The following is a 13,246-nucleotide window of genomic DNA, read 5'->3' on the forward strand; positions in this document are numbered from 1 at the left end:
AGTAACATGGATAAAAGAAAACCAACTATTCAGAATATTGAAGTGAGTGACCATACCGCGGAGCTGTCGCTGCGAGTGGATGCTGACATCTTAGATTTCCAAGGTCATTTCAATCACTTCCCTCTTTTACCCGGCGTCACTCAAATTGATTGGGCGCTGTTCTACGCCGTTCAATATTTGAATACTCCCAAGGTATTTAAAGGAATGGAAGTCATCAAATTTCAAGAGCCGATTCTACCAAACGCAGCCGTTTGCCTCTCACTCTCTTGGGACAATGAGCGCGAGAAATTGACCTTTAAGTACACATCGAAAAACGGTGAAACCTTGGTGACTCACTCGTCAGGAAAAATGAAACTGGGTGAGTCACGTGAGTGATTATCGCCCCTGCTTTTTAATTCCTTGCTACAACCACGGCAGCACAATTGCAGACGTGGTTGCGTCGTTATCCTCTTTCGCTTTGCCAGTGCTGGTCGTGGACGACGGCAGCAATGAAGACACCAAACAAGCGCTTTCTGCTTTGAGTGAGCAAGGGCTGATAAAACTGATTAGTTTGAGAGAAAACCAAGGCAAAGGTGGCGCTGTGATGGCAGGCCTACATCAAGCTCACCAACTTGGTTTTACGCACACCATTCAAATCGACGCAGATGGTCAGCACGACCTAGAAGCATTGCCGAAATTGCTCAGCGCCAGCGAAACAAAACCAGATAACCTGATTTCGGGCCAACCGATATACGACGAGAGCGTACCCAAATCCCGTTTGTATGGTCGCTACGCTACACACGTTTGGGTGTGGATAGAAACCTTGTCACTGTCAATCAAAGACAGCATGTGCGGTTTTCGCGCCTATCCAGTGGCGAAAACGGTCGCCGTGTTGAACAAGTACAGCATCGGCAAACGCATGGATTTTGATATTGAAATTCTGGTGCGAATGTATTGGGAAGGCGTCGACATTGATTTTGTTCCAACGCGCGTGATCTACCCTGAAGGTGGCATTTCCCACTTCGACGCATTGTGGGACAACGTCAAGATAAGCTGGATGCACACTCGCCTATTTTTTGGCATGTTGCCGCGCATTCCTTCGCTACTCGCCAGAAAGCGCCGAAACACTGATGACAGTAATGCCCACTGGTCGAAACGAAAAGAACAAGGCACGATTTTAGGCATCAAAACCTTACTCGCGGTTTACCGCTTGTTCGGCAGAAAAGCGTTTGACCTGATTTTAAAATTAGTCATGCGCTACTACCACTTCACGGGTAAATCTGCCCGTGAAGCGTCTGAGATTTACCTGCAAAACTTGCAGTACTACGCAACGCAGCAGAACATCGCACTGCCAAAACAGTTGGACAGCTATCATCATCTGCTTTCTTTTGGGCGAACCATGCTCGACAAACTGGCAGCATGGCAAGGTGACTTTAATGTCGACAACCTAACCATTCACGGCCAACATCATTTCGAAGAGATGGCGCAGAAAAAACAAGGCGTGCTCATATTAGGCTCGCACCTTGGCAATATCGAACTCTGCCGCGCGCTTGGTCGTCGACACTCTCATGTCAAAATCAATGCCTTGGTATTTACCCAACACGCTGAACAATTTAATGCGGTAATGAAGGCGGTAAACCCAAATTCGGAACTGAATCTGATTCAAGTCAGCTCAATGGGACCAGACACCGCGATTCTGCTTCAACAAAAAATCGAGCAAGGCGAATGGGTAGTGATCGTTGGCGATCGCACTTCCACCAGTAAAGAAAATCGGGTCGTTTGGGCAGATTTTCTTGGTAAACCTGCACCATTCCCGCAAGGCCCATTCATGCTAGCCTCGGTATTAAAAGCGCCGGTTTACTTACTCTTCGGCCTACGCGACGATGAAGCGAACACTCCGCATTTTAATGTGTACTTTGAACAGTTTAGTGACCAAGTCACGCTACCACGCAAGGAGCGTCAGCAGGCACTAGAACGCGTTGTTCAACAGTACGCACAAAGATTAGAACACCACACACTGCAAGCGCCGTTACAGTGGTACAACTTTTTTAACTTCTGGACTTTAAGTAATCAGCCACATGACAAACAACAATAATCACAACATCACTTTTGGTGCCCAATCTTTAACCATCGAAGATGTCGTTGCCATTGCTCAAGGTGCAAAGGCACACATGAACACCTCGCCAGAATTTACCGCGAAAATTGATCGTGGCGTGGCGTTTCTGGAACGATTACTGAAGGAAGAAGGCGTTATTTACGGCGTGACCACGGGTTACGGCGATTCATGTACTGTGGCGATTCCACCCGCTCTTGTGGATGAACTTCCGTTGCACCTTACACGCTTCCATGGTTGTGGCTTAGGTCAAATCCTTTCTCATGAGCAAGCTCGTGCGGTGCTGGCAACACGTTTATGTTCATTGTCGCAAGGCGTATCTGGCGTGTCTCACGATCTGTTGAACCAAATCGTTACGCTTATCAACCACGACATTGCGCCGCGTATTCCACAAGAGGGCTCGGTGGGCGCAAGTGGCGATTTAACGCCTCTGTCTTACCTAGCGGCGACCTTAATTGGCGAACGTGAAGTGCTTTACAAAGGTGATGTGCGACCAACACAAGAAGTGTTTGCAGAGCTGGGCATTGAGCCAATTCGCCTAAAACCAAAAGAAGGTTTGGCGTTAATGAACGGTACATCCGTGATGACGGCCCTCGCCTGTCTTGCCTACAAACGTGCAGAATACCTAGCGCAGCTTTGCACCAAGATTACCGCGATGGTCTCTGTGGGTATGCAAGGTAATGACTTCCACTTTGATGAAGCGTTGTTTGCGGTAAAACCTCATCCTGGTCAACAGCAAGTTGCGGCTTGGCTGCGTGATGATCTCAATGCTGAGCGTCCGCCACGCAATAGCGACCGACTGCAAGATCGTTACTCGCTGCGTTGTGCGCCACACGTCATTGGCATGGTGCAAGACTCACTGCCTTGGCTACGTCAATTGATTGAGAATGAACTAAATAGTGCCAACGACAATCCAATCATCGATGGCGACAATGAGCGCGTTCTGCACGGCGGTCACTTCTACGGTGGTCATATCGCAATGGCGATGGATACGTTGAAAGTGAACATTGCCAACTTAGCTGATTTGCTGGATCGTCAGATGGCGCAATTGATGGATTACAAGTTCAATAACAGCCTGCCGTTTAACTTAACCGGTGCAGAAGGCGAGCGTAAACCGATCAACCACGGCTTTAAAGCGGTTCAGATTGGTATCTCAGCTTGGACGGCAGAAGCGTTGAAAAACACCATGCCAGCAAGCGTTTTTTCTCGCTCAACCGAATGTCACAACCAAGACAAAGTGAGCATGGGCACCATCGCGGCTCGTGATTGCTTACGCGTACTTGAGTTAACAGAGCAAGTTGCTGCGGCTTCACTCCTAGCAAGCGTTCAAGCGGTTGAGATTCGTCGCCGTCATAACGAATTGGACGAACACCACATGAGTCAGAGTTTGCGAGTAATTCGTGACGCCGTACTGAGCGAGTTTGAATTTGTGATTGAAGATCGCCCATTGGAACAAGATTTGCGTCATTTCATTGAACGCATTCAGCAACGTCATTGGCCACTCTACGCGGAGGTATAATGCAAGAGCAGGTTCTCTACCCATTAGAAGCGGAGGTGACAATGGTCACCTCATTCCAAGATGCTGACCCGATGGGCGTGATTTATCACGGCAACTTCTTTCGGTATTTTGAAGAAGCGCGTCGTGTGCTGATGGAGAAGATTCAATACAGCTATCGCGATATGCAAAACTCTGGGTATATGTGGCCGATCATCGACACGCGCGTTAAATACGTCAAGGCGATTCCGTTTAATCACACCATTCGTATTACCGCGCAACTCACTGAGTGGGAAAACCGCTTGCGTGTGGATTACGTGATTTACGACGCCAAAACGAATCAACGTATGTGCAAAGCGCATACAACGCAAGTCGCCGTATCCATTGAAAAGCAAGAGATGTGCTTTGTGTCTCCAGCAGTCTTTTTAGATAAAGTAGAGCAATGGCACAACCATGGGAGCCTGAACTAATGCAAAAGTGGTTACTCTCTTTTTTGTTGATATTTTCTGTTCCAGCATTGGCCACACCGACAGCAAACGTAACGGATTTGGCGTCGCTTCAACAGCAGTTGTCTCAGCATGAAATCGTACGCGGAGATTTTACGCAGCAGCGTCATCTGGAAATGTTCAGTCAACCTCTAACCTCTAAAGGTCAGTTCACACTGAGCAAAACACATGGCTTGTTGTGGCAACAAACAGAACCTTTCGCAGTCAATTTGGTATTGACGGAAAACAAACTTCGTCAGACTTTTGCCAACCAAGATCCGAAAACGATCTCTGCACAAGAAAACCCAATGGCGTTCTACTTTAGCCATGTGTTTTTATCCGTGTTCCACGGGGATACTTCTGCACTGCAAGAACAATTCACACTCGATTTTTCAGTTGAGAACAATCAGTGGCAGCTCGTTTTAGTGCCCAAACAGTCGCCATTAAATGCGGTGTTTAAAGCCATCACCCTTTCCGGTAAAACGCATATTGATCGCCTAACCCTGCAAGAGCTGCGCGGCGATAAGACCGAAATCACGTTTACAAACCAGACCTCTCTACCTCAGGAACTCACGGATGCCGAAGACGCTCAATTCCGTTTCTAAACTCAGTCTTGGCACTCATACCTTTGCTCTGGTTTGGCTCAATCTCGTTGTTTTAGCGGGCGCGTTGCTACTCAAACAATGGGTTTGGAGTGCAGAATCTCCGATTGAGACCAACATTTTAAAACTGTTGCCGAAGAACCAACAAAACCCAGTGGCTGAGCAAGCCTTTGAGTCGGTCTCGGCAAGTATGAGCGACAAAGTCATTTTCGTGATCACAGCGCCGGACAAAAATGCCCTTTTTGCAGCGGCCACTGAATTTGATAAGGGGTTACGACAAAGTAATCATTTTCGCGATGTGGTGGGAAAAATCTCACCTCAAGAGCAGCAAGCTTGGGCGAGTTACTACTTTAAGCACCGTTTCCAATTACTCACGCCTGAACAACGAGAGCGTTTAAGCAAAAATCCAGAACAGCAAGTGCAGCATGTGATTCAGTCTCTGTACAACCCGTTTTCTGGAGTGACTGGGCAAGAGTTACAAAATGATCCTTTCTTGCTATTTCGTGATTATTTAAGCCAAGTTACCCAGCAATCGTCCTCTTTCCGATTGGATAACGGCTATCTGTCCGTCGAAAAAGACGGTGCTCAATACTTGCTTATTACTGCTGAGCTAAAAGACTCGCCTTATAGCCTAACTGGGCAGCTTGCCGTCCCTGACATTCAAGCACTAGAGCAAAGCGTCGCGCAGAAATATGGCGCTAAAGTGGCACATACTGGCGTTCTATTTTACGCCAACTTTGGTACGCAAAGTGCCAAATCGGAGATCAGTACCATCGGTGTGTTCTCTCTGCTCGGTATCATTGCATTGCTCGTGTTGGTCTTTCGTAGTGTGATACCACTGTCTCTGGCACTGCTTTCCATCACCATTGGTTTGCTCGTTGCTTTGTCCGTTACGACGTGGATTTTTGGAAAAGTCCATCTGTTCAGCTTAGTGTTTGGTGCAAGTTTAATCGGCGTGTCTATCGACTACGCATTCCACTACCTAACCGAACGTCTTGCGGCGGGAAATGAATGGGATAGCGAGCAAGGATTAAAGCATATTTTCATAGCTATCACACTTGGCTTAATCACCAGTTTGATCGGCTATTTGGGCATGTTAGTGGCACCGTTTCCAGGTTTGCAGCAGCTTGCGCTGTTTTCATCCATTGGTCTGATTGCTGCTTACATCACCGTGGTGGCTTGGTATCCGATACTGGCTCGTAACCCATCGCGATCCATTTCGAACTTACCAGGACAATCACTGTTGGCGAAATGGTTAACGCTTTGGAATCAACCTCGGATTAAAGTCGGATTACCGATGTTATGTGTGGTTGCGAGTGGCTTTTTCTTGCTGCAATTGAACTACGATGACGACATTCGTCTGCTGCAAACGATGCCGAAAGATCTCAAGCAGCAAGAAACCTTGATTACGAAGCTCAGTGGCATGCAATCTTCGCAGCAAATGTTGGTCGTTACCGCCGACGATGACGAAAGCCTAATGAAAAAGCTGGAGTCTTTGACACCAACTTTAGAAGCGTGGAAAGCGGACAGCACCATCGAAAGCTACCAGAGCCTGAGCCGCTACTTGAGCTCAGTGGAACGTCAGCAACAAGACTATCAATTGATTCGCGATCTTTACGCGACACAATCCAGCCCACTTACTTCCGGGCTGGGCTTAAGTAAAAAGCCCAAAATGGACGCCGACTTTATCCCTGTTACGGTTGAACAGTACTTGCAAAACCCGGTATCAGCGCCTGTACGTTTTCTTCATTTGGGTAAGATCAAAGGAAAATCGGCAACGGTAGTGGTGTTAAACCAATTGCAAGACTCCGCTGTTGTTAAGGCATTTGCCAAATCACAGTCTGATGTTGTCTACCTAAACAAAGCTGAAGAAATATCCACCCTATTTGGTGAATACCGAATCAAAATCATGGAACTATTGGCAGCCGCCAGTGCTGTGATCTTTCTGGTATTAATCAAGCGGTACGGTCCGCAACACAGTTGGCGAGTTTTACTGCCATCATTGATTGCTTGCGCCTGCGGTCTGGCAACGGCAGTCGCGATGGGAACAACATTAAACCTATTCAACTTGCTTGGCTTGGTGCTCATTCTTGGTATCGGGATCGATTACACTCTGTTCTTTGCCGAGAAAGCCCGCAGCGTGAGCACACTATTGGCGATCACCCTTTCGGCAATAACCACTGTGCTGTCATTTGGGTTGCTATCACTCAGCCAAACTCACGCGATTCAGAGTTTCGGCATTACGGTGTTAAGTGGTATTTTTGTTGCTTGGCTGCTCTCTCCGATTGCGATTAAAACAGAGGAAACGACGTCATGATTTTTAACCATGCTTTTCGCTGCGCGACGTTAATCGTACTGAGTCTGTTTTTAAGTGCATGCAGCTTGGTCCCTCACCAATCGACGCCTCTGGTCGACATTGCCGAGCACACCCAAGTTAGCTTGCCCACTCCCGCAAGCTTGGGCTATCAGTTGTCTGCCAGTCAGTTAATTACGGCTTCTTGGGCAATAGATGGTAAAACCACATCTGAGCAACTTCCGGTACAACTGCAAGTGATCAACAACGAAGTGGTGCTGGCAGGCTTCTCATCCTGGGGGACGAGAGTACTCTCACTGTCTTACGATGGAGAACAAATTCAAACCGAAGTGCTCAACGGTTTACAAGGTTCGCTACCGCAGCCAGAACAGGTATTATTTAACCTGATGATCACGCTCTGGCCGAGTTCCGCTTGGGAAGGGTCGTTAAATGAGGTAAGGTGGCGAATTATTGATAAAAATAATTCTCGCGCCATCTTTGATAGCGACGGTGAAAAGATCATTGAGATTCAATACAGTTCGTCTAACAAGTTAGAGGGTAAGATTGATTTTCATCACCTCAAACATCAGTTTTCAATTTCTATTCAAACACTACAACATCAGATTAATTAAGAACAATTTAGAATAACAATATGCCTATTCGCTCTTCTCAACCTTTGTATATTCAGGCCTGTGGCTTTCACTCTGCCATGGGACAAGATGATGCGCTCATCCACCAGTGTTTATCAGGAGCGAAGCCATCCAACATGGTGGTTGACCAAGATATTTTAAATTCAGGCCGCCAAACAGTAATCGGTCGAATCGCACAGGCGTTACCGCAATTACCACCCGCACTCAGCCAGTTTGATACGAGAAACAACCGCATCGCACTTTCGGCTTTGCAGCAAATCGAAGGCGACGTGCGTGACGCCATTGCTAAATATGGTCGTGACCGTATCGCGGTCGTGATCGGCACCAGCACATCTGGCATTTCAGATGGCGAAATCGCATTTGGTGAAAAGCTGGCAAACGATAATTTTCCTGCCGATTACCATTACACCAAACAAGAGCTTGGTAACTGCAGCGATTTTATTGCCGCCTACTTTGATTTGAGCGGCCCACATTACTCAGTGTCAACCGCTTGCTCTTCTAGTGGTCGTGTTTTTTTATCCGCGCAACGCCTGATTCGCTCTGGCATTGTTGATGCGGTTATTGTGGGTGGTGTAGATACCATTTGTCGCCTAACACTAAACGGCTTTAACGGTCTAGAAGCTCTATCCGATAGCCTTTGTAAGCCGTTTGATCAACATCGCAACGGCATCAATATCGGCGAAGCCGCAGCATTAATGTTGCTAAGCAAAACACCTGCGCCCGTTGCTCTTCTCGGAGCTGGCGACAGCTCAGACGCACACCATATTTCCGCACCACATCCAGAAGGGTTAGGCGCAGAAGAAGCGATGAAAAAAGCGTTGGCCAATGCAGGACTTACAGCGCAAGACATTGGTTACATCAACGCGCATGGCACAGCAACGCCGTTAAACGATGCGATGGAAAGCAAAGCCATTCATCGCTGCTTTGGTGACTCCGTTCCCGTCAGCTCGACAAAGCCACTTACCGGACACACATTAGGCGCAGCAAGTGCAACGGAAGCCGCGATCGCTTGGCATATTCTCAAGTACAACCTTGATTTGCCAATACAACACTGCGAAACCAAAGCAGACGATATCCATATATCGTTAGTTGAGACGCCAACCAAACTGGGTAACAAAGCGATTCTCAGCAACTCTTTTGCTTTTGGTGGCAATAATATTAGTCTTATTTTTGGTTACGCTCATGACTAAATTTCCTCCCATCGAACAACTTTTGCCACACGACAAACCAATGATCTTGGTTGATCGTGCTTTGGATGTTCAACAAGATACGATTCACTGCCAGGTTGATATCGCAGAACACAACCCGTTCTTCGACTCGGCCTCTCAAACTGTGCCAGCTTACGTTGGCATTGAGTTTATGGCGCAATCTGTCGCGGCGTGGTCTGGTTACCACGCATTAATGAAAGAACAAGCGCCACCGATTGGCTTTTTGCTTGGTAGCCGTCGATACACGTCTGAATGCGATGCGTTTTCTCGCGGACAGGTGCTCGATGTGTATGCTGAAAAAGTTATGGAAGATAACGGTATGGCGGTTTTTTCAGCCCGTATTGAGCTACAAGGAACTGTTGTAGCGACTTGCCAATTGAACGTTTACGTTCCATCAGAAGAAAAATTACAAGAAATGAAAATCAGGAGTCAACAATGACCCGACAAGTCCTCGTTACAGGTGCCAGCAAAGGCATCGGTAAAGCCATTGCCGTTCAATTAGCCAAAGATGGTTTCCAAGTCATTGTCCATTACATGGGCGATCAACAAGGCGCGCAAGACACCCTAAACACCATCGAACAGCATGGTGGTAGCGGTCGTCTTATCCAATTCGACATCAGTGACCGTGCAGATTGTCGTGAGAAGCTAGAAGCCGATATCGCCGAACACGGCGCTTACTATGGCGTCGTAAACAACGCTGGCATCACAAAAGATACCGCTTTCCCTGCGATGACCGAAGAAGAATGGGATGGTGTGATTCATACCAACTTAGATAGCTTCTACAACGTTCTTCACCCTTGTGTTATGCCAATGGTGCAAAAGCGCAAAGGAGGCCGAATTGTTACCCTTGCATCAGTCTCTGGCCTAATGGGGAATCGTGGTCAAACTAACTACAGCGCAGCGAAAGCGGGCGTAATTGGTGCAACAAAATCACTCGCTCTTGAACTGGCAAAACGCAAAATTACCGTAAACTGCGTTGCTCCAGGGCTTATCGACACAGGCATGGTAGACGAACACGTGAAAGAACACGCGATGCCGCAAATTCCTTTGCGCCGCATGGGAGAGCCAGAAGAAGTTGCTGGTTTAGTCAGTTACCTTATGTCTGACATCGCAGGCTATGTAACTCGCCAAGTCATTTCGGTAAACGGAGGCCTAGTATGAGCCGTCGAGTTGTTGTAACCGGAATGTCAGGCGTGACTGCGTTTGGTAACGATTGGCAATCTGTCGAACCAAAACTGCGTGACTGCCAGAACGCGACGCAATACATGCCTTCTTACGAACAGTATGATGGTTTGAACACCAAGCTCGCGGCACCAATTTTAGATTTTGAACTGCCAAAGCACTACAAGCGCAAGCAAGTACGCGGCATGGGGCGTGTTTCCAAATTGGCGACCGTCGCAACAGAAAACGCACTAAGCCAAGCAGGTTTGATTGGTAACGACGTGCTAACCAACGGTCAAACGGGTATCGCATACGGCTCATCAACAGGCAGTACCGACGCAATCGGTGCATTTGGTGTCATGCTAAATGAGAAAACCACTAAAGCGATCACCGCAACGACTTACGTGCAGATGATGCCGCATACTACGGCAGTGAACGTTGGTCTATTTTTCGGTTTGAAAGGCCGAGTGATCCCAACCAGCAGTGCATGTACTTCTGGCAGCCAAGCAATCGGCTATGCCTACGAAGCGATCAAACACGGCTACCAAACGGTGATGGTTGCTGGTGGCGCTGAAGAATTGTGCCCAACGGAATCTGCTGTCTTCGATACCCTTTTTGCCACCAGTCTGAAGAATGAAGACCCGAAAAGCACACCAAGACCTTATGACTCCGATCGCGATGGTTTGGTGATTGGTGAAGGTGCGGGAACGCTAGTTCTGGAAGAGCACGAACACGCCGTCGCTCGTGGCGCGAAAATCTATGCAGAAATCATCGGTTTTGCCAGCAACTGTGATGCCGCACACGTCACTCAACCACAGATGGAAACCATGCAAATCTGTATGGAAATGGCTTTGCAAAACGCGGGGATTCCTGCTGAGAAGATCGACTATGTATCTGCTCACGGCACTGCCACCGACCGCGGCGATATTGCGGAAAGCAACGCAACAGCGAATGCTCTGGGCAAAGTGCCAATCAGTTCACTCAAGAGCTACTTTGGCCACACACTAGGCGCCTGTGGCGCGATTGAAGCGTGGCTAGGTTTAGAAATGATGCACACAGGCTGGTTCAACCCAACGCTCAACCTAAAAAACCTCGACGAGCAATGTGGTGATTTAGACTACATCGCCGGACAAGGCCGAGAGCTGGACGTGAAATATTTGATGAGTAACAACTTCGCCTTTGGCGGCATCAACACCTCCATCATCTTTAAAAAGATGTAATGCCCTTAGTAAATGCAAAAGCGCTGGTTAACCAGCGCTTTTTTGTTGGTTGCCTATCAGGTTCATATATCACGCTGTAACGGCAAACAAGACATTACCATTCCGCGATACAAAGGCGACTTTTAACACCACGAATTTGTAATCCCATCGCTTCAAAGACATGCTCAAAATCTTGACAAGATGCAGGCACATTAGGTAGCGACAATGAAGCCTCGGTAAAAAACGTCCGACTCAAATTATCCGTCTCTCCCCAAGCTAACTGCCACCAATCCAAAATTCGCGGCTTGGATGCGTTTAATCGATAGCTAGCAGGAATACGATCACGCTTGTTTAGGTTTTCAACCTTAGATGTTGGTAGTAAGTTCCACTTATCATTGTTGGGCCAATAAGCAAATGGCAAACAGTGATCAACGTGATACTCATTTCGTAATTTGCTTCCACTCCATACACTGACAATGTCGCAATGGCTGAGCTTCAACTGTTCAATTCTCTTTCGCACGACTCGCGTATCATGGTCTTTATCAATCCAGACCAAACAATCATGATACGTTTGCAGTGGAATACCCCGCTCTTGATTAGACCGAAATCGTTGCATTTCCATAATCCATTGGTTGACCACCAGCGGCTCAATCCAAGAGTTATACAATCGAAAACAATCCCAAAGGCTTTCATCCAACACAAACAGCCCATAACCTTCGAGGAACTCGCTATCCACAACAATTGAACGTTTTGGCTTCTTAGCTGAACGAATCATTTCAAAGTAAGGGTTTGATTTATCACCTTGATAGGTAAAAGTGACGGGACCATCTTTTATGGTTTTTAAGCTGTCTTTTATCGCTTTATCAAGCGCCACTGCATCTTCACCAAAAAATGTCGTGCCTATAGCAAGATCATCAGGACTTAAATGGGAAAGTCTGCCCCAGCCATCGGGCTTTATAAAACCTAGCCCTTTAGACGAGTTCGAGCTTTGCTGGATGTTCTCTTTATCGATTAAACGCTTAAATTGACGAATCCAATATAAGCCAACTAATCCTAATGGGATTGCAACTTTACCTTCGCTGCGATCAACCACTGCACCAGAATGAGCGTCTGCAATACGTAGTAAAGTACGTAGTAGTGCGAGCTTATAGGTAGCCGATTTGGAATCATTGACGATAATGTGGCGAACCTTATTCAGATCACCGGAACCATCATCAGGCAAAGACATCACTACAGTTTGCCAAGATACACCCGTTCGCTTTAACTGATCGTCATCGAGAGATACGTTTCTCACCATTAAAGCGCTATTCTTTGCAAACTTTTCGAGCTCTTCAACCGATACGGGATAAGCTTTACGACCGTCAGAAAAGTCACCGTGACGAAGGCTAATCACCAATCGACCATTAGGCGCTAACAAATTTGCAAGTTTGCGAAATGCACGTTCACGGTGCGTAGGCGCAAGATGCATCCATACCGCACTGACAAGAATTAAATCGAAGCGAAAGCCAAGATTAATGGTTTTCTCAAGCTTAGGTAATGCATCTTCAAGCCAAGTAACGGAATCGCCACAGTAAGACTTACCAAGCCTTAGAAGTGCTTGAGCAGGCTCAATCGCAACAACTTCACACCCATGCTCAGCCATCCATTTCGCGTCTCGACCAGAGCCCGCGCCAACATCTAACACACGATCTCCAGCCTGGGGCCAGAAGACTCTCCAACTCGCGTGGACATCCTCAAACTGGATCGATGTGTATTGCTTCGCGAAAGAGTCGGCGTGTCGGTCATAAAAGTTAGAAGTGGCAGGCATAAAGGTTAACGAAAGGTAATTAATATGCGTCCATATTAATTGCTAGAAATTGCAATGGCTAGAATGCCATTCAAAAGTTGTAGATAGAGTGGCAATTACAGCCAAAAACCTAAAAACGACAAAGCCCCGACAACTCAAAGAGTTATCGAGGCTTTTGAATAAATGGCACGCCCTATTGGATTCGAACCAATGACCACATCCTTAGAAGTGATATGGTTTTATAGTTTCAAACGATAACACAAGATTAAGCAACA

At 47.2% G+C, this 13,246-nt stretch carries 12 protein-coding genes; 11 read left to right on the forward strand and 1 reads right to left on the reverse strand.

Annotation, left to right across the window (positions count from 1 at the left end):
- Window positions 1-6 precede the first annotated feature (6 nt).
- Genes R7070_RS10195 through R7070_RS10245 form a run of 11 tightly spaced genes read left to right on the forward strand, consistent with a single transcriptional unit; the run spans window position 7 to window position 11,206 of the window.
- Complete coding sequence (locus R7070_RS10195; RefSeq protein WP_176310852.1) at window positions 7-375, forward strand: 3-hydroxyacyl-ACP dehydratase; 369 nt, start codon at window positions 7-9, stop codon at window positions 373-375.
- Complete coding sequence (locus R7070_RS10200; protein WP_256900419.1) at window positions 368-2,074, forward strand: glycosyltransferase family 2 protein; 1,707 nt, start codon at window positions 368-370, stop codon at window positions 2,072-2,074. Before R7070_RS10195 ends, R7070_RS10200 begins: the two co-directional genes overlap by 8 nt.
- A complete protein-coding gene (hutH, locus tag R7070_RS10205; RefSeq protein ID WP_256900420.1) occupies window positions 2,058-3,611 on the forward strand; it encodes a histidine ammonia-lyase in 1,554 nt (517 codons plus the stop codon). Before R7070_RS10200 ends, hutH begins: the two co-directional genes overlap by 17 nt.
- Window positions 3,611-4,057, forward strand: coding sequence for an acyl-CoA thioesterase (locus R7070_RS10210; protein WP_256900421.1), 447 nt, complete (start codon window positions 3,611-3,613; stop codon window positions 4,055-4,057). The genes hutH and R7070_RS10210 overlap by 1 nt, the downstream gene beginning before the upstream one ends.
- Entirely contained in the window at window positions 4,057-4,677 is a 621-nt protein-coding gene (locus R7070_RS10215; protein ID WP_256900431.1) for a LolA family protein, read from the forward strand. Before R7070_RS10210 ends, R7070_RS10215 begins: the two co-directional genes overlap by 1 nt.
- Window positions 4,649-6,991, forward strand: coding sequence for an MMPL family transporter (locus R7070_RS10220; protein ID WP_318141203.1), 2,343 nt, complete (start codon window positions 4,649-4,651; stop codon window positions 6,989-6,991). Before R7070_RS10215 ends, R7070_RS10220 begins: the two co-directional genes overlap by 29 nt.
- A complete protein-coding gene (locus R7070_RS10225; protein ID WP_064376297.1) occupies window positions 6,988-7,599 on the forward strand; it encodes a DUF3261 domain-containing protein in 612 nt (203 codons plus the stop codon). The genes R7070_RS10220 and R7070_RS10225 overlap by 4 nt, the downstream gene beginning before the upstream one ends.
- A 20-nt stretch (window positions 7,600-7,619) precedes the next feature.
- Window positions 7,620-8,807 carry a beta-ketoacyl-[acyl-carrier-protein] synthase family protein gene (locus R7070_RS10230; RefSeq protein WP_318141204.1) on the forward strand — a complete coding sequence of 396 codons (1,188 nt, stop codon included), beginning with the start codon at window positions 7,620-7,622 and terminating at the stop codon, window positions 8,805-8,807.
- Window positions 8,800-9,264, forward strand: a complete 465-nt coding sequence (locus tag R7070_RS10235; RefSeq protein ID WP_025591465.1) for a hotdog family protein — start codon at window positions 8,800-8,802, stop codon at window positions 9,262-9,264. Before R7070_RS10230 ends, R7070_RS10235 begins: the two co-directional genes overlap by 8 nt.
- The gene (gene fabG / locus R7070_RS10240; protein WP_005388326.1) at window positions 9,261-9,986 is read left to right on the forward strand and encodes a 3-oxoacyl-ACP reductase FabG; all 726 of its coding nucleotides are present in this window, start codon (window positions 9,261-9,263) and stop codon (window positions 9,984-9,986) included. The genes R7070_RS10235 and fabG overlap by 4 nt, the downstream gene beginning before the upstream one ends.
- Window positions 9,983-11,206 (forward strand): beta-ketoacyl-ACP synthase, encoded by a 1,224-nt coding sequence (locus R7070_RS10245; protein ID WP_256900423.1) that lies wholly within the window; start codon window positions 9,983-9,985, stop codon window positions 11,204-11,206. Before fabG ends, R7070_RS10245 begins: the two co-directional genes overlap by 4 nt.
- A 94-nt stretch (window positions 11,207-11,300) precedes the next feature.
- Here the strand turns inward: R7070_RS10245 and R7070_RS10250 are convergent, their stop codons facing one another.
- Window positions 11,301-12,992, reverse strand: a complete 1,692-nt coding sequence (locus R7070_RS10250) for a class I SAM-dependent methyltransferase (protein ID WP_005382296.1) — start codon at window positions 12,990-12,992, stop codon at window positions 11,301-11,303.
- Between the last annotated feature and the right edge of the window lie 254 nt (window positions 12,993-13,246).

Source organism: Vibrio sp. 1557 (genome assembly GCF_033340175.1).
Classification (GTDB): Bacteria; Pseudomonadota; Gammaproteobacteria; order Enterobacterales; family Vibrionaceae; genus Vibrio; species Vibrio alginolyticus.

Excerpts from the sequence above, each read along its gene's own strand:
- R7070_RS10230 (WP_318141204.1), top strand. The coding sequence starts at position 7,620 with ATGCCTATTCGCTCTTCTCAACCTTTGTATATTCAGGCCTGTGGCTTT.
- R7070_RS10220 (WP_318141203.1), top strand. The coding sequence starts at position 4,649 with ATGCCGAAGACGCTCAATTCCGTTTCTAAACTCAGTCTTGGCACTCAT.
- R7070_RS10215 (WP_256900431.1), top strand. The coding sequence starts at position 4,057 with ATGCAAAAGTGGTTACTCTCTTTTTTGTTGATATTTTCTGTTCCAGCA.
- R7070_RS10245 (WP_256900423.1), top strand. The coding sequence starts at position 9,983 with ATGAGCCGTCGAGTTGTTGTAACCGGAATGTCAGGCGTGACTGCGTTT.
- R7070_RS10250 (WP_005382296.1), bottom strand. The coding sequence starts at position 12,992 with ATGCCTGCCACTTCTAACTTTTATGACCGACACGCCGACTCTTTCGCG.
- R7070_RS10235 (WP_025591465.1), top strand. The coding sequence starts at position 8,800 with ATGACTAAATTTCCTCCCATCGAACAACTTTTGCCACACGACAAACCA.
- R7070_RS10225 (WP_064376297.1), top strand. The coding sequence starts at position 6,988 with ATGATTTTTAACCATGCTTTTCGCTGCGCGACGTTAATCGTACTGAGT.
- fabG (WP_005388326.1), top strand. The coding sequence starts at position 9,261 with ATGACCCGACAAGTCCTCGTTACAGGTGCCAGCAAAGGCATCGGTAAA.
- R7070_RS10195 (WP_176310852.1), top strand. The coding sequence starts at position 7 with ATGGATAAAAGAAAACCAACTATTCAGAATATTGAAGTGAGTGACCAT.
- hutH (WP_256900420.1), top strand. The coding sequence starts at position 2,058 with ATGACAAACAACAATAATCACAACATCACTTTTGGTGCCCAATCTTTA.
- R7070_RS10210 (WP_256900421.1), top strand. The coding sequence starts at position 3,611 with ATGCAAGAGCAGGTTCTCTACCCATTAGAAGCGGAGGTGACAATGGTC.